This window comes from Citrobacter sp. wls619 (assembly GCF_005281345.1).
GTDB lineage: Bacteria > Pseudomonadota > Gammaproteobacteria > Enterobacterales > Enterobacteriaceae > Citrobacter.
The window spans coordinates 95,858-111,439 of sequence record NZ_SZXJ01000026.1 but is presented as its reverse complement, the minus strand read 5'-3'; the positions used below and the strand labels follow the sequence as shown (position 1 = coordinate 111,439).

At 52.4% G+C, this 15,582-nt stretch carries 11 protein-coding genes; 7 read left to right on the top strand and 4 right to left on the bottom strand.

From position 1 onward, the window contains the following. The 6 genes from argE to FDX19_RS02475 all read left to right on the top strand — a co-directional run bounded on the left by argE (position 1) and on the right by FDX19_RS02475 (position 9,060). Positions 1 to 1,152, top strand: coding sequence for an acetylornithine deacetylase (argE, locus tag FDX19_RS02500; protein WP_137381482.1), 1,152 nt, complete (start codon positions 1 to 3; stop codon positions 1,150 to 1,152). A 330-nt stretch (positions 1,153 to 1,482) separates the two neighbouring features. Beyond that, entirely contained in the window at positions 1,483 to 4,134 is a 2,652-nt protein-coding gene (ppc, locus tag FDX19_RS02495) for a phosphoenolpyruvate carboxylase (protein WP_137381481.1), read from the top strand. 209 nt (positions 4,135 to 4,343) lie between these two features. Beyond that, positions 4,344 to 6,077 carry a phosphoethanolamine transferase CptA gene (locus FDX19_RS02490; RefSeq protein ID WP_137381480.1) on the top strand — a complete coding sequence of 578 codons (1,734 nt, stop codon included), beginning with the start codon at positions 4,344 to 4,346 and terminating at the stop codon, positions 6,075 to 6,077. An 85-nt stretch (positions 6,078 to 6,162) separates the two neighbouring features. Then, a complete protein-coding gene (locus FDX19_RS02485; RefSeq protein ID WP_137381479.1) occupies positions 6,163 to 7,014 on the top strand; it encodes an AraC family transcriptional regulator in 852 nt (283 codons plus the stop codon). A 267-nt stretch (positions 7,015 to 7,281) separates the two neighbouring features. Beyond that, positions 7,282 to 7,944 carry a fructose-6-phosphate aldolase gene (fsa, locus tag FDX19_RS02480; protein ID WP_137381478.1) on the top strand — a complete coding sequence of 221 codons (663 nt, stop codon included), beginning with the start codon at positions 7,282 to 7,284 and terminating at the stop codon, positions 7,942 to 7,944. Between the two features lie 12 nt (positions 7,945 to 7,956). Next, entirely contained in the window at positions 7,957 to 9,060 is a 1,104-nt protein-coding gene (locus tag FDX19_RS02475) for a glycerol dehydrogenase (protein ID WP_137381477.1), read from the top strand. Positions 9,061 to 9,147: 87 nt separating this feature from the next. Here the strand turns inward: FDX19_RS02475 and katG are convergent, their stop codons facing one another. The 3 genes from katG to FDX19_RS02460 form a co-directional block, all read right to left on the bottom strand. Then, the gene (katG, locus tag FDX19_RS02470) at positions 9,148 to 11,328 is read right to left on the bottom strand and encodes a catalase/peroxidase HPI (RefSeq protein ID WP_137381476.1); all 2,181 of its coding nucleotides are present in this window, start codon (positions 11,326 to 11,328) and stop codon (positions 9,148 to 9,150) included. 168 nt (positions 11,329 to 11,496) lie between these two features. Beyond that, positions 11,497 to 12,384 carry a methylenetetrahydrofolate reductase gene (metF, locus tag FDX19_RS02465; RefSeq protein WP_137381475.1) on the bottom strand — a complete coding sequence of 296 codons (888 nt, stop codon included), beginning with the start codon at positions 12,382 to 12,384 and terminating at the stop codon, positions 11,497 to 11,499. Positions 12,385 to 12,541: 157 nt separating this feature from the next. Then, a complete protein-coding gene (locus FDX19_RS02460; protein ID WP_137381474.1) occupies positions 12,542 to 13,450 on the bottom strand; it encodes a LysR family transcriptional regulator in 909 nt (302 codons plus the stop codon). A gap of 89 nt (positions 13,451 to 13,539) precedes the next feature. Between FDX19_RS02460 and FDX19_RS02455 the strand changes: the two genes are divergently transcribed. Beyond that, a complete protein-coding gene (locus FDX19_RS02455) occupies positions 13,540 to 13,917 on the top strand; it encodes a carboxymuconolactone decarboxylase family protein (RefSeq protein ID WP_137381512.1) in 378 nt (125 codons plus the stop codon). Positions 13,918 to 13,955: 38 nt separating this feature from the next. On the opposite strand, the gene FDX19_RS02450 is transcribed toward FDX19_RS02455, so the two are convergent. Next, complete coding sequence (locus FDX19_RS02450; protein ID WP_137381473.1) at positions 13,956 to 15,512, bottom strand: bifunctional UDP-sugar hydrolase/5'-nucleotidase; 1,557 nt, start codon at positions 15,510 to 15,512, stop codon at positions 13,956 to 13,958. Positions 15,513 to 15,582: the final 70 nt, after the last annotated feature.

Genomic DNA, 15,582 nt, shown 5'->3' with positions numbered 1-15,582 from the left:
ATGAAAAACAATTTACCGCCATTTATCGAGATTTACCGCGCTCTGATTGCCACACCGTCGATTAGCGCAACCGAAGAAGCGCTCGATCAAAGCAATGCAGGTTTAATCACTCTGCTGGCGGACTGGTTCAAAGATTTAGGTTTCAATGTTGAGGTTCAGCCTGTTCCTGGTACGCGCAATAAATTCAACATGCTGGCGAGTGTCGGGCACGGTGCCGGCGGTCTGTTGTTGGCAGGCCATACCGATACCGTACCTTTTGACGATGGGCGTTGGACGCGCGATCCCTTCACCCTCACCGAGCACGACAATAAGCTCTACGGCCTGGGCACCGCGGATATGAAAGGCTTTTTCGCCTTTATTCTCGATGCACTGCGCGGTGTGGATGTCACGAAACTGAAAAAGCCACTCTACATTCTGGCCACCGCCGATGAAGAGACCAGCATGGCCGGTGCACGTTACTTTTCTGAAACGACTTCGCTCCGCCCGGACTGCGCAATCATTGGCGAACCAACATCTCTGCAGCCCGTTCGCGCGCACAAAGGCCATATCTCTAACGCCATTCGAATTTTGGGTCAGTCGGGTCACTCAAGCGATCCGGCACGCGGCGTGAATGCGATTGAACTGATGCATGATGCTATCGGCCATATCATGAAGCTGCGCGATGACCTGAAAGAACGCTATCACCATGACGCCTTTACCGTGCCGTACCCCACGTTAAATCTGGGTCATATTCATGGCGGTGATGCTGCTAACCGTATCTGCGCCTGCTGCGAACTGCATATGGATATTCGTCCGCTGCCCGGCATGACGCTTAACGATCTGAATGGGCTACTCAACGATGCGTTGGCCCCGGTTAGTGAACGTTGGCCGGGTCGCCTGACGGTATCGGAACTGCATCCGCCCATTCCTGGCTATGAGTGTCCGCCGGACCATCAGCTGGTCGAGGTGGTTGAGAAACTGCTGGGCGCACAGACTGAAGTGGTGAACTACTGCACCGAAGCGCCTTTTATCCAGACGCTGTGTCCGACGCTGGTATTGGGTCCCGGTTCTATTAATCAGGCACATCAGCCAGATGAATATCTGGAAACACGCTTTATTAAGCCAACCCGCGAATTGATCACCCAGGTTGTGCACCATTTCTGCTGGCATTAGCGGCTTGTCGCCCTGATAACCCTTTAGGGGTGTTCGGGGCGATTTCTTAACATTTCCATAAGCAACGCTTATTTGATTCGATGTGAATTAAATAACGTAAATTCCCGGCATTTATTCGTTTGCTGAACCGATTTCGCAGCAATTGACGTAAGGGTTTTTACGTGGCTTTATAAAAGACGGCGAAAAAATTAAGTCCTAAAGATTTCGTGTCACAGCAAGGCGGCAAGCGAGCCTGTCCCAGGGAACTTACATAGGTAAGTGACCTGGGTACGCCGCTGTGGCGCGAAGGATACAGGACACATAAATTAAAGATGGGGTGTCTGGGTTAATATGAACGAACAATATTCCGCGTTGCGTAGTAATGTCAGTATGCTCGGCAAAGTGCTGGGAGAGACCATCAAGGATGCGCTGGGAGAGAACATTCTTGATCGCGTAGAAACAATCCGTAAGCTGTCTAAATCATCCCGCGCTGGCAATGAAGTTAATCGCCAGGAGCTGCTCACCACACTGCAAAATCTGTCTAACGACGAGCTACTGCCCGTTGCCCGCGCATTTAGCCAGTTCCTGAATCTGGCCAATACCGCCGAGCAGTACCACAGTATTTCGCCAAAAGGCGAAGCTGCCAGCAACCCGGAAGTGATTGCTCGTACTTTGCGTAAACTGAAAGACCAGCCCAACCTCGATGAAGCCACCATCAAGAAAGCCGTGGAATCGCTGTCTCTGGAGCTGGTACTGACCGCGCACCCAACCGAAATCACCCGCCGCACCTTGATTCATAAAATGGGTGAAGTAAACGCATGCCTCAAACAGCTTGATAACAAAGATATCGTTGATTACGAACGCAATCAGCTGATGCGTCGTCTGCGCCAGTTGATTGCTCAGTCCTGGCATACGGATGAAATCCGTAAACTACGACCAAGCCCGGTTGATGAAGCCAAATGGGGCTTCGCAGTGGTTGAAAACAGCCTGTGGGAAGGCGTACCTAACTACCTGCGCGAGCTAAATGAACAGTTGGAAGAACATCTGGGCTATAAGCTACCTGTTGATTTTGTTCCGGTACGTTTTACCTCCTGGATGGGCGGCGACCGTGATGGTAACCCGAATGTAACGGCGGATATCACCCGTCACGTGCTGCTGCTCAGCCGCTGGAAAGCCACCGACCTGTTCCTGAAAGACATCCAGTTTCTGATTTCTGAGCTGTCGATGGTTGAAGCCACACCAGAACTGATGGCGCTGGTCGGGGAAGAAGGTGCGGCAGAACCTTACCGCTATCTGATGAAAATGCTGCGTTCGCGTCTGATGGCAACTCAGGCCTGGCTGGAAGCACGTCTGAAAGGCGAAAAACTGCCAAAACCTGCTGGCCTGCTAACCCAAAACGAACAGCTTTGGGAGCCGCTGTACGCGTGTTACCAGTCTCTGCAGGCCTGTGGTATGGGTATCATCGCCAATGGCGAGTTGCTCGACACCCTTAGGCGCGTGAAATGTTTTGGCGTACCGCTGGTACGTATTGATATTCGTCAGGAAAGCACCCGTCACACTGAAGCCCTTGGCGAACTGACCCGTTATCTGGGCATTGGCGACTACGAAAACTGGTCGGAAGCGGATAAACAGGCTTTCCTGATCCGCGAGCTGAACTCCAAGCGTCCGCTGCTCCCGCGTAACTGGGAACCGAGCAACGACACCCGCGAAGTGCTCGACACCTGTCAGGTCATTGCCGAAGCCCCGTATGGCTCCATTGCCGCCTATGTTATCTCCATGGCGAAAACGCCATCGGATGTGCTGGCCGTGCACCTGCTGCTGAAAGAAGCCGGTATCGGTTTTGCTATGCCGGTTGCCCCGCTGTTTGAAACGCTGGACGACCTCAACAACGCCGATGATGTCATGAGCCAGCTACTGAATATCGACTGGTATCGCGGCTTTATTCAGGGCAAACAGATGGTCATGATTGGCTATTCTGACTCAGCAAAAGACGCCGGCGTGATGGCCGCTTCCTGGGCGCAATATCAGGCACAGGACGCGCTGATCAAAACCTGCGAAAAAGCCGGTATTGAACTGACACTGTTCCACGGTCGCGGCGGCTCTATTGGTCGTGGTGGCGCGCCTGCCCATGCGGCACTGCTCTCTCAACCACCCGGTAGCCTTAAAGGCGGCCTGCGCGTGACAGAACAAGGCGAGATGATCCGCTTCAAATACGGCCTGCCGGAAGTCACCATCAGCAGCCTGTCGCTGTACACTGCCGCAATTCTGGAAGCTAACCTGTTACCGCCGCCGGAGCCAAAAGATGGCTGGCGTCATATCATGGATGAGCTTTCAGATATCTCCTGCGATCTCTATCGCGGGTATGTTCGTGAAAACAAAGACTTTGTACCTTACTTCCGTTCCGCGACACCGGAGCAGGAACTGGGCAAGTTACCGCTCGGCTCACGTCCGGCAAAACGTCGCCCAACCGGTGGCGTAGAGTCTCTGCGTGCTATCCCGTGGATCTTCGCCTGGACGCAGAACCGCCTGATGCTTCCGGCCTGGCTGGGTGCGGGTACGGCACTGCAAAAAGTGGTTGAAGACGGCAAGCAAAGCGAGCTTGAAGCAATGTGCCGTGACTGGCCATTCTTCTCCACGCGTCTTGGCATGCTGGAGATGGTGTTCTCAAAAGCTGACCTGTGGCTGGCGGAGTACTACGATCAGCGTCTGGTCAAAAAAGAGCTTTGGCCATTGGGTGAAGAACTGCGTCAGCGTCTGGAAGCCGATATCAATGTGGTGTTGGCAATCGCCAATGACTCGCATTTGATGGCCGATCTACCGTGGATTGCCGAGTCTATTCAGTTAAGGAATATTTATACTGACCCACTGAACGTCTTACAGGCCGAATTATTATATCGTTCGCGCCTGGCAGAAGAGCAAGGTCATGCACCAGACCCACGCGTCGAACAGGCGCTAATGGTGACTATTGCTGGCGTTGCTGCCGGTATGCGTAACACCGGCTAATTTTTATGCCTGTCACCCTCGTGCTATTGCGCGAGGGTGATATAAAATACTGCTGTCATAACCACCTCATTTTTAATATATTCCTGTCTGCATTTTATACATCCAATGGATATTTGTTAGCAGAACGCGATTTTCGACTCGCATTGCTTCAGATCCTCTTAAGGTTTAGCCGCTAACGTTGGCGCTACGATTAAAGACAGGCTCACACTATGCAATCCTTACAACTCCAGTCTAAACCCAAATTTAGCTGGAAAGCCCTGGGTTGGGCACTCCTCTATTTTTGGTTCTTCTCTACCTTACTCCAGGCCATTATTTATTTTAGTGGCTATAGCGGAACTAACGGATTACGCGACTCAATACTGTTCAGCTCATTGTGGTTGATTCCGGTATTCTTATTCCCGAACCGTATTCGCATTATCGCCGCCGTTATTGGTGTGGCACTCTGGGCGGCTTCATTGGCCGCGCTGAGTTATTACGTTATTTACGGACAAGAATTCTCACAAAGCGTTCTGTTCGTTATGTTTGAAACCAACGCCAACGAAGCCCGCGAATATCTGAGCCAATATTTCAGTCTCAAGATCGTACTTATCGCACTGGCCTATACAGCAACCGCAATCCTGCTGTGGACGCGTTTACGCCCGGTCCATATTCCGTCGCCATGGCGTTATCTGGTGTCATTTGCGCTGTTGTACGGTTTAATTCTGCACCCAATGACCGTCAATACGTTTATCAAGCATAAGCCGTTTGAGAAAACGCTGGGCGGCCTTGCATCGCGCATGGAGCCTGCCGCGCCATGGCAGTTCATCTCTGGTTATTATCAATACCGTCAACAATTGACCGCATTAAATAGCCTGCTGAATGAGAACAACGCATTGCCACCGCTGGCTAACTTTAAAGACACTTCTGGTGATGCGCCGCGTACGCTGGTGCTGGTGATTGGCGAGTCAACTCAACGTGGCCGCATGAGCCTGTACGGCTACCCACGTGAAACCACGCCGGAACTGGATGCGCTGCATAAATCCGATCCAAACTTCACCGTGTTCAATAATGTCGTGACCTCACGTCCGTACACGATTGAAATCCTGCAACAGGCGCTGACCTTCGCAAACGAGAAGAATCCGGATTTATATCTGACACAGCCGTCGTTGATGAATATGATGAAACAGGCGGGTTATAAAACGTTCTGGATAACCAACCAGCAAACAATGACCGCCCGTAACACCATGCTGACCGTATTTTCCCGGCAGACAGACAAGCAGTTCTATATGAACCAGCAGCGTACCCAAAGTGCGCGTGAATACGACAGCAACGTACTGGCACCGTTTAAAGAAGTCATGGCCGACCCGGCACCGAAAAAGTTCATCATCGTTCACTTGCTGGGTACGCACATTAAATACAAATTCCGCTATCCGGAAGGCCAGGGTAAGTTTGACGGTAATACCGAGAACGTACCTGCAGGTCTGAGCAGTGATGAACTGGAGTCATATAACGATTATGACAATGCCAACGTCTATAACGACCATATCATTGCCAGCCTGATCAAAGACTACAAAGCAACTGATCCGAACGGCTTCCTGCTCTACTTCTCTGACCATGGTGAAGAAGTGTATGACACGCCGCCACATAAAACACAGGGCCGTAATGAAGATAGCCCAACGCGCCATATGTATACGGTACCGTTCCTGCTGTGGACGTCTGAAAAATGGCAGGCTGCGCACCCACGCGACTTCTCACAGGACGTCAATCGTAAGTACAGCAGCTCTGAACTTATCCATACCTGGTCAGATTTGGCCGGCTTTACGTACGACGGTTTCGATCCGACCCGTTCTATTACCAGCCCGGAGTTCAAAGAGACGACCCGCTGGATTGGTAATCCGTACAAGAAAAACGCCCTGATCGATTACGACTCCCTGCCTTACGGCGATCAAATCGGGAATCAGTAACGCCCTCTCAGGCCACTCTTTAAGAGTGGCCTTTTTTTATGATGACGGTTACTGTTTCCCTGTCCACGATCGGTTAGGGATTCACATGTATCACAACATCAGCCACCTACTTTCCCGCCTGATTAACGGTCCCTTACCGCTGCACCAGGTTTACTTCGCCAGCAGCAATGCCGCAACGCCAGAACTGGCGTATAAGGTCGATTTTCCACGACTGGAAATCGTGCTGGAGGGGCAACTTTCGGATACGGGTATCGGGAACATGCTTCTTCCCGGAGACGTTCTGTACGTCCCGGCAGGAGGCTGGAATCTTCCGCAATGGCAAACGCCCGTCACTATGCTGACGATTCTGTTCGCTAAGCAGCAGTTAATCTTTAGCGTTATGCAATGGGATGGCCGCCAGTTCCAACATCTCGCCAATCAACATGTGGCACGCCGCGGGCCGCGTATCGGCTCCTTCCTGCTACAGGCACTCAATGAAATACAAATGCAGCCCCAGGAGCAGCAAACCGCGAAATTAATTATTGCCAGCCTGTTCAGCCATTGCCGTGACCTGCTCGGTAGTCAAATCCAGACGGCATCGCGTAGCCAGGCGCTTTTCGGCGCCATTCGCGACTACATTGACGAACGCTACGCTTCTCCGTTGACCCGCGAATCCGTCGCCCAGGCCTTTTACATCTCACCGAATTATCTTTCGCATCTGTTTCAGAAAACCGGAGCCATTGGTTTTAACGAATATCTTAACCACACCCGACTTGAACAAGCGAAAACGCTATTGAAGGGCTACGATCTGAAAATTAAAGAAGTTGCACACGCCTGCGGGTTCGTCGACAGCAACTACTTCTGTCGCCTGTTTCGCAAAAATACCGAACGTTCACCGTCTGAGTATCGTCGGCAATATCACAGCCAGTTAACGGAAAAAGAGACGTCCCCACATTAAGGTGATGTCGCGACAAAACCCACAGAGGACAAAAAACATATTTACTGGATTTTTGTAATATCAAAAAGAAACATGTATCCCCGGTTATCAGCATAGACTGGCCAACCAATAACATGTGAAGTATCTCCCACTTTCACCGACACATTACATTTGTCCAGCTTTTGACAGATTTGTCAGATAGCGCAGTATGCCGAAACACTCTTATCCTGAGCACAGCAAAGTATCCCGGTAACGGGCTGCTAACGAGAAATTAAGAGGGTGTTTTATATGGAACTGTACCTGGATACCGCCAACGTCGCGGAAGTTGAACGTCTGGCTCGCATTTTCCCCATAACCGGGGTCACAACCAACCCCAGTATTGTCGCGGCCAGCAAAGAATCCATCTGGGATGTACTGCCACGTCTGCAAAACGCCATCGGCGAAGAGGGCATTTTGTTTGCCCAAACCATGAGCCGCGACGCGCAGGGCATGGTGGAAGAAGCCAGACGCCTGAGCAACGCCGTGCCCGGTCTGGTAGTGAAAATCCCGGTGACATCCGAAGGTCTGGCTGCCATCAAAATGCTAAAAACAGAGGGGATCACCACGCTAGGCACCGCGGTATACAGTGCCTCTCAGGGTCTGCTGGCCGCACTGGCAGGGGCAAAATATATCGCACCATACGTTAACCGCATTGATGCTCAGGGTGGTGACGGTATCCGCACGGTGCAAGAGCTGCAAACGCTTCTGGAGATGCATGCGCCAAACAGCATGGTGTTGGCAGCCAGTTTTAAGACACCGCGCCAGGCGCTGGATTGCTTACTGGCAGGATGTGCCGCAATCACCCTGCCATTAGACGTAGCGCAACAAATGCTCAATACCCCTGCGGTAGAGTCAGCGATAGAGAAGTTTGAGCAGGACTGGAACAACGCATTTGGTCACATCAACCTGTGAGGGAAATAAAGTATGGATCACATTATTCAATCTCCTGGTAAGTACATCCAGGGCGCTGATGTTATTACCCGTCTTGGCAGCTATCTCAAACCACTGGCAGAACGCTGGCTGGTCGTTGGGGACAAGTTTGTCTTAGGATTTGCCCAGGGCGCACTGGAAAAAAGCTTCCACGACGCCGGTCTGGCACTCGAGATCGTGCCGTTTGGTGGTGAATGTTCACAAAACGAAATCGACCGCCTGCGTGGCGTGGCAGAAAAAGCGCAATGCGGTGCCGTGCTCGGTATCGGCGGAGGTAAAACGCTGGATACCGCCAAAGCGCTGGCGCACTTTATGGGTGTACCGGTTGCCATTGCGCCAACCATCGCCTCTACCGATGCGCCATGTAGCGCGCTGTCCGTCATTTACACCGATGCCGGTGAATTCGATCGCTATTTGCTGCTGCCAAACAACCCGGACAGGGTCATTGTTGATACCAAAATTGTCGCGGGTGCGCCTGCACGGCTGCTGGCAGCGGGTATCGGCGATGCGCTGGCAACCTGGTTTGAAGCACGAGCCTGCTCACGCAGCGGCGCAACCACCATGGCGGGTGGTCAATGCACTCAGGCCGCACTGGCACTGGCGGAGCTGTGCTTCAATACGCTGATTGAAGAAGGCGAAAAAGCGATGCTGGCCGCCGAGCAACATGTGGTAACGCCGGCGCTGGAGCGCGTCATTGAAGCCAATACCTATCTGAGCGGCGTGGGTTTTGAAAGCGGTGGCCTGGCCGCTGCACACGCGATCCATAACGGTCTGACGGCGATCCCGGATGCACATCACTACTACCACGGTGAGAAGGTGGCTTTCGGTACATTGACGCAACTGGTGCTGGAAAACGCGCCGGTAGACGAAATCGAAACCGTGGCTGCACTGTGCCATTCCGTTGGCCTGCCGATTACGCTGGCGCAACTGGACATCAAACAGGATGTTCCCGCGAAGATGCGCATTGTGGCAGAAGCGGCTTGTGCCGAAGGCGAAACTATCCACAACATGCCGGGCGGCGCCACGCCGGATCAGGTTTACGCTGCCCTGCTGGTGGCTGACCAGTACGGTCAACGTTACCTGCAAGAGTGGGAATAACCTGCAAATAGAAAATCCCCGCAATCACGGGGATTTTTTTTATTCTTACAATGCCGGAGCCGCGCAAGCGACATCCGGCATTTTCGATTACAGCAGATCGAAACGGTCCAGGTTCATCACTTTCACCCATGCTGCGACAAAGTCCTTCACGAACTTCTCGTGGGCATCGCTGCAGGCATAAACTTCTGCCAGCGCACGCAGTACCGAGTTAGAGCCAAACACCAGGTCGGCGCGGGTTGCGGTGTATTTCACTTCACCGTTCAGACGGTCACGACCTTCAAAGACCTCTTTCGATTCGTCAGTCGCTTTCCATTCGTTACGCATATCCAGCAGGTTGACGAAGAAGTCATTGCTGAGCACGCCAGGACGATCGGTAAAGACGCCATGCTGACTACCATCGAAGTTGGCACCCAGGACGCGCATCCCGCCTACCAGCACGGTCATTTCCGGTGCGGTCAGCGTCAGCTGCTGCGCTTTATCGATCAGTAACGACTCGGTGGTCGACACGTCAGGGCGGGCACGATAGTTACGGAAACCATCTGCAATTGGCTCCAGCAGCTCAAACATCTCGATATCGGTTTGGTCCTGACGCGCATCTACGCGGCCCGGAACAAAAGGTACAGTGATGTTAACACCCGCCGCGCTTGCCGCTTTCTCAACACCTACCACACCGGCCAGCACGATAATGTCGGCCAACGAGGCGGTATGAGCAGATTTATAAATGCCCTCCAGCACTGGCAGAACACGTGCCGCAGTCGCATTAACATCCCAGCCGCGTTGTGGTGCCAACGCCAGGCGAGCACCGTTAGCGCCACCACGTTTGTCACCGCCACGGAAAGTCGATGCGGAAGCCCACGCCACCGATACCAGCTCACTGACAGAAAGCCCGGAAGCTGCAATGGTCGCCTTCAGGTTAAGAATGTCTTCTTCGCTTGGGTTGAAGAACGCATGCGGCAGTGGATCCTGCCAAATCAGATCTTCTTGCGGTACTTCCGGTCCGATGTAACGCGATTTCGGCCCCATATCACGGTGCGTCAGTTTAAACCACGCACGGGCAAAGGCTTCGTTGAACGCCTGCGGATCGTTAAGGAAACGACGAGAGATCTTCTCGAACTCAGGATCAAAGCGCAGGGTCAGGTCGGTGACCAGCATTGTTGGCTTGCGCTTTTTCGACGGATCGAACGGATCGGGGATAATCTCCGGTGCGTCAACCGCTTCAAACTGAATAGCGCCTGCCGGGCTGCGCGTTTGCACCCACTCATATTTGAACAGGTTCTCGAAGAAATAGTTGCTCCACTGGGTCGGCGTCTGCGTCCAGACGACTTCCAGACCAGAGGTGATAGCATCTGCACCCGAGCCGCTGCCGTAGCTGCTGGCCCAGCCCAGGCCCTGCGCTTCAATTGGTGCGGATTCCGGATCAGGACCAACATGGGATGCTGGTGCTGCACCGTGGGTTTTGCCCAACGTATGACCACCACCAATCAACGCGACGGTTTCTTCGTCATTCATCCCCATATTACCGAAGGTCGCACGAATTGCCGCTGCCGCAGAAAGCGGTTCACCGCTATGGTCCGGCCCTTCCGGGTTCACATAGATAAGACCCATCTCGGTTGCGCCAAGCGGGGCTTTTGCCAGCTCTTCCGGGTGGCGGTGAGTCAGCCAGGCTTTCTCATCACCCCAGTTCACGTCGAGATCCGGTTCCCAGACATCTTCACGCCCTGCGCCAAAACCGAAGGTACGGAAGCCTGAGTTTTCCAACGCCACGTTACCCGCGAGGATAAACAGGTCGGCCCAGGAAATTTTCTGCCCATATTTTTGCTTGATTGGCCACAACAGACGACGCGCCTTATCAAGGCTAACGTTGTCCGGCCAGGAATTCAGTGGTGCAAAACGCTGCTGTCCGCGACCCGCGCCACCGCGTCCATCGATGGAGCGATAAGTCCCTGCACCGTGCCATGCCATACGAATGAATAAACCGGCATAAGATCCCCAGTCGGCAGGCCACCACGGTTGAGATTCGGACAGAAGGGCTCTGAGATCCCCTTTCAGGGCAGAATAGTCGAGTTTGCTAAATTCTTTGCGGTAGTTGAAGTCCTCGCCCAGCGGGTTCGAACGGTTGGAATGTTGGTTCAGCAAATCTACACGGAGTTGATTAGGCCACCAGTCGCGGTTGTTCGTTCCTGCTCCCGCGCTCTGATCATGACCGCCCTGATGAAAAGGACACTTACCGGTAGTTGATGCGTTATGGCTATCGTCGGACATGCTCATCTATATGCTCCCTTTACAGTGTTCTGACTACGATATACACCACCAGAGATAAGATATAGTCGAAATAACCCACAGATTCGATAGCTAATTCCTTTTATATTTTAAGTTACAGAGATGTAGATCAAAATGATCAATAAAAAGCCCTCCGTAGAGGGCTGGGGCATCTGTTTAATTCGGTCTTACACCCAGTGTGTGACAAATAGCGTAGCTCATCTCAGCGCGGTTGAGCGTATAGAAGTGAAAATCTTTCACCCCTTCGCGACTGAGGATCTTCACCATGTCCATGGCGATATTCGCCCCTACCAGCTTGCGGGTTTCGGCATCCTCATCCAGGCCATCAAACATTGTCGACATCCAGGAAGGGATACGAACATTGGTCATATCGGCGAATTTCTTCGCCTGCTTAAAGTTAGAGACCGGCAGGATACCCGGAATAATTTCCACATCGATGCCTGCTGATACGCAACGGTCGCGAAAACGCAGGTAGCTTTCCACATCAAAGAAGAACTGGGTGATCGCCCGGTTTGCGCCGGCATCAACCTTACGTTTCAGGTTAAGCAGGTCTGCCTGGGCACTCTTCGCTTCCGGATGAACTTCCGGATAAGCGGCAACAGAGATATCAAAATCTGCGACGTCTTTTAGCAGGCTCACCAGATCGGCAGCATACATATCTGGTTTACCGCCACCCGGAGGCAGGTCGCCACGCAGGGCAACAATATGACGAATACCGTTATTCCAGTAATCCTGAGCAATGGTGCGCAGTTCATCGCGAGTGGCATCAATACAGGTCAGGTGCGGAGCCGCTTCGAGGCCCGTGCGATCCTTAATCCCTTTAATAATGCTGTGCGTACGGTCGCGCTCGCCCGAATTTGCCCCGTAAGTCACGGATACAAACTTCGGCTTCAGGCTGCTCAGGCGATCGATGGAGTTCCACAGGGTTTGCTCCATTTCACTGGTGCGCGGCGGGAAAAACTCAAACGAAACGTTAATCTGACCCTGCACTTCCGCCAGGCTCTGATTCAGGGCTTCCCGCTGGTTGGCGTGAAAAAAGCTCATACCTTACCTCATCAATCTTTTGTCGTTATATGTTGTGTTGTGAACTGCTATACGTTTAGACGTCTAGATGTAAAAATGACGGAAAAGCACGCTGGCGTCAACACAAAAATCATCGATAAAGGTGAGGAATACTCAGTCAACGTGAAATAAATTCACATCAGTTTGAAATGGTGAGGGATTGCATCATGAGTTCTTGCACCCACTGCAACCGGCTCTCATTTTCAGGCAACATCACTAATCCGGCACGGATAGACAGCTCAGCATCGCTCAGTGGATGGAATACCACGCCATGGCGCTGGATAGCGGCAAACGAAGCCGGGAGCAAACTTAAACCATCGCCCTGGGCAATCCGCGCAAGCAGAACATCATGCTCCAGCGGTTCTTCAAGACAGGAAGGAGAGTAACCAGCACGGTGGAAAATCTGCCGGGTGTAGTCAAAGAAAGCCGGGTTACGTTCCCGCTGGAACCAGAACAACGGTCGGTGGTTGAGTGCCGATAAGGAAAGAGAGGCCGTACAAGCCTCTGACCAAAAGGAGGGTAATGCAGCAATTATCGGCTCTTGCCAGGCTAAAGGGGTGACAGTAAGCCCAGATGCCTCAATAGGCAAAGCCACCAGCGCCGCATCCAGTTTGCCTCGCCTTACCTGACGAACAAGTTCAGGTGAGCCGTGACGCATGACACGCAGCATTTTTACACGAGCATTTAGCGTTGATTCAAGCGCCACAAAAACACCCTGTTCAAACGCCGTGCTTAATCCTAAACGCAGAGGTTGCACCTCCATCTGCGCTAGCTGGCTCAATGCAAGATAGGTCTTGTCCTGTAGTGCCAACAGTGGGCGCACCATTTCTAATACGTGCTGACCCTCCTCCGTCAACGTCAACCCACGGGTATGACGGACAAAAAGCGTCACTCCCAGGCGTTCTTCAAGCTGGCGAATATGACGGCTTAGCGGCGGCTGCGACATAAAAAGACGTTGCGCCGCCCGGCTCATATTGTTCTCTTCCGCTACTACGGAAAAGTAACGCAGCAGACGGATATCCAGAGAGTGCAAAGACGATGTTGTCATACCGAAAAGGTATCACGGAAACGGTATTATCCCAATCATTCTGCGCGCTCTATCCTCACGCCACAGACCACACGAAAGAGGAAGAAATGATGCCTTCAGAACGCTTTATTACCGGTCAGGAGATGTTGCAAAAAGTGGATGGTAAAGGGGGCGATGCGGTCATCGAAAGTCTGCAGGATATTGCGCCAGACTTCGCCCGATACCTGATTGAATTTCCTTTTGGCGACATCTATTCAAGGCCGGGGCTGGATTTACGCAGTCGGGAAATCGCTACCGTCGCGGCATTAACGGCGCTGGGTAACGCCACACCGCAACTGAAAGTGCATATTGGCGCGGCATTACACGTGGGTTTAACGCAGGATGAGATCGTTGAAGTGATAATGCAGATGGCCGTGTATGCTGGCTTCCCCGCGGCACTCAACGGTTTGTTCGCCGCAAAAGAGGTGTTTGCCTCCCACAGAGGTTAAAACAACAGGCCAGCGGAATATCTGCTGGCCTGAGCTCACTATGGTTTCACATCTTCCACACGCATACCTTTGAGTTGCTCATCCGTCAGCGGATTTCCCGCTTTGAAATAATCAACAACCGCATTAGAGATGTAGTAGCCTCCGGATGTGTTACGCGCTTTACCTTCGGTAAATGCGGCAAAACCATCACCACCGTCCGCCAGGAAGCTATTGGTGGCAATGTGATAGGTGGTGGCGTCCTCAATGGGTTTGCCGTTTAACGTCAATACGGTGACCCGCTGACCAACCGGTTTACTGCTGTCATACTTCATCTCCAGGCCTTTGGATACCTGCAAAACACCGTTACTTAAACTCGCGCCGTGCTCCATCAAACTACGCAACTGCTTACCGGTGAGATCCATGGTTGCCAGCTCATTCGGGAACGGGAAGGTGCTAATGACCGCCCCCATGGTGATGGCACCTGCCGGGACTTCATTACGGATGCCGCCTGAGTTAGTGAGCGCTAACTGGGTATCTTTCCCCGCCGCCGCCAGCAACGCATCCGCCGCCAGGTTCCCCAGCGAAGAAGATTCACCGTAAGCACGCGTCAGCTCAACCGGCGAGTTGGCAACCGTCTGCTGCACCACCTTATCGAGCTTCTTATTCCAGCCATCAATAACCTGTTTCGTCTGCGGATCGGGTTTCCACTCATCGGCGTAGATGGTCTTCAGCTCGAAATTCTTCACGGTAAATTGATGCGGTTTCTGCTGGTAATCCAGCACCAGTTTACCCACATCAATCCCCCCGCTGTCGGTGGAAAGGATCAGGGTATTACCGACTTTAATCGGCTCTGGCGTGCCCACATGCGCATGACCGGTGATCAGGATATCCAGCCCCTTCACCTGGCCTGCGGTCTGGATGTCTTTATCCAACGCACGGCGCACATCGGTGCCTCCCAGGCTGGACTGACGCGCTGGCGTGCCTTCATGGATCAGCGCCACGGTGAGATCGACTTTGCCTTTAAGCTCATCGATATAGCGTTGCAACCACTTCACTTCATCACGTGCTTCGATACCAACACGTGTCGCCGCAGAAACCGTATCATCAAAAGCAAACACACCGTGCAGACCAATTACGCCAATTTTCACGCCATCTTTCTCAATGATGGTGTACGGCTTATCCCAGAACATTTTATTGCTGTTCTGATAAAAGATATTTCCCTGCACAATCGGGAATTTCGCCTGGCTCAGCTGTAGCAGCGTGTTATCCCAGCCATGATCGAACTCATGATTGCCCATGGTGACAGCGTCAAAATTCATGGTGTTCATGATATCGATAATCGCCTTGCCCTTGGTCAGGCTGCTGATATACGGCCCGGTAAAATAGTCCCCGGCATCAAAGAACCAGGTGGCGCTATTTTTCGTTTTTTCCTGCTTCACCATCGTCGCGATATTAGCCCAGCCGCCAATATCACGCGTGCCATCCGCAATCCACGGCACTTTATAAGGTTCAACGTGGGCATGGAGATCGTTGGTATAAATAATGGTGACATCTTTAGCGGATGCCCAAAGCGGCAGTGACACCAGAATACCAACAGCCAACATTTTTAACTTCATAATCAATCCCTTTCAGTCATATAAAGAATCGCTACGTTACGTTCTGAAAGGTTTTTTTATGTGAGAAAAA

Excerpts from the sequence above, each read along its gene's own strand:
- argE (WP_137381482.1), top strand. The coding sequence starts at position 1 with ATGAAAAACAATTTACCGCCATTTATCGAGATTTACCGCGCTCTGATT.
- ppc (WP_137381481.1), top strand. The coding sequence starts at position 1,483 with ATGAACGAACAATATTCCGCGTTGCGTAGTAATGTCAGTATGCTCGGC.
- FDX19_RS02490 (WP_137381480.1), top strand. The coding sequence starts at position 4,344 with ATGCAATCCTTACAACTCCAGTCTAAACCCAAATTTAGCTGGAAAGCC.
- FDX19_RS02485 (WP_137381479.1), top strand. The coding sequence starts at position 6,163 with ATGTATCACAACATCAGCCACCTACTTTCCCGCCTGATTAACGGTCCC.
- fsa (WP_137381478.1), top strand. The coding sequence starts at position 7,282 with ATGGAACTGTACCTGGATACCGCCAACGTCGCGGAAGTTGAACGTCTG.
- FDX19_RS02475 (WP_137381477.1), top strand. The coding sequence starts at position 7,957 with ATGGATCACATTATTCAATCTCCTGGTAAGTACATCCAGGGCGCTGAT.
- katG (WP_137381476.1), bottom strand. The coding sequence starts at position 11,328 with ATGAGCATGTCCGACGATAGCCATAACGCATCAACTACCGGTAAGTGT.
- metF (WP_137381475.1), bottom strand. The coding sequence starts at position 12,384 with ATGAGCTTTTTTCACGCCAACCAGCGGGAAGCCCTGAATCAGAGCCTG.
- FDX19_RS02460 (WP_137381474.1), bottom strand. The coding sequence starts at position 13,450 with ATGACAACATCGTCTTTGCACTCTCTGGATATCCGTCTGCTGCGTTAC.
- FDX19_RS02455 (WP_137381512.1), top strand. The coding sequence starts at position 13,540 with ATGCCTTCAGAACGCTTTATTACCGGTCAGGAGATGTTGCAAAAAGTG.
- FDX19_RS02450 (WP_137381473.1), bottom strand. The coding sequence starts at position 15,512 with ATGAAGTTAAAAATGTTGGCTGTTGGTATTCTGGTGTCACTGCCGCTT.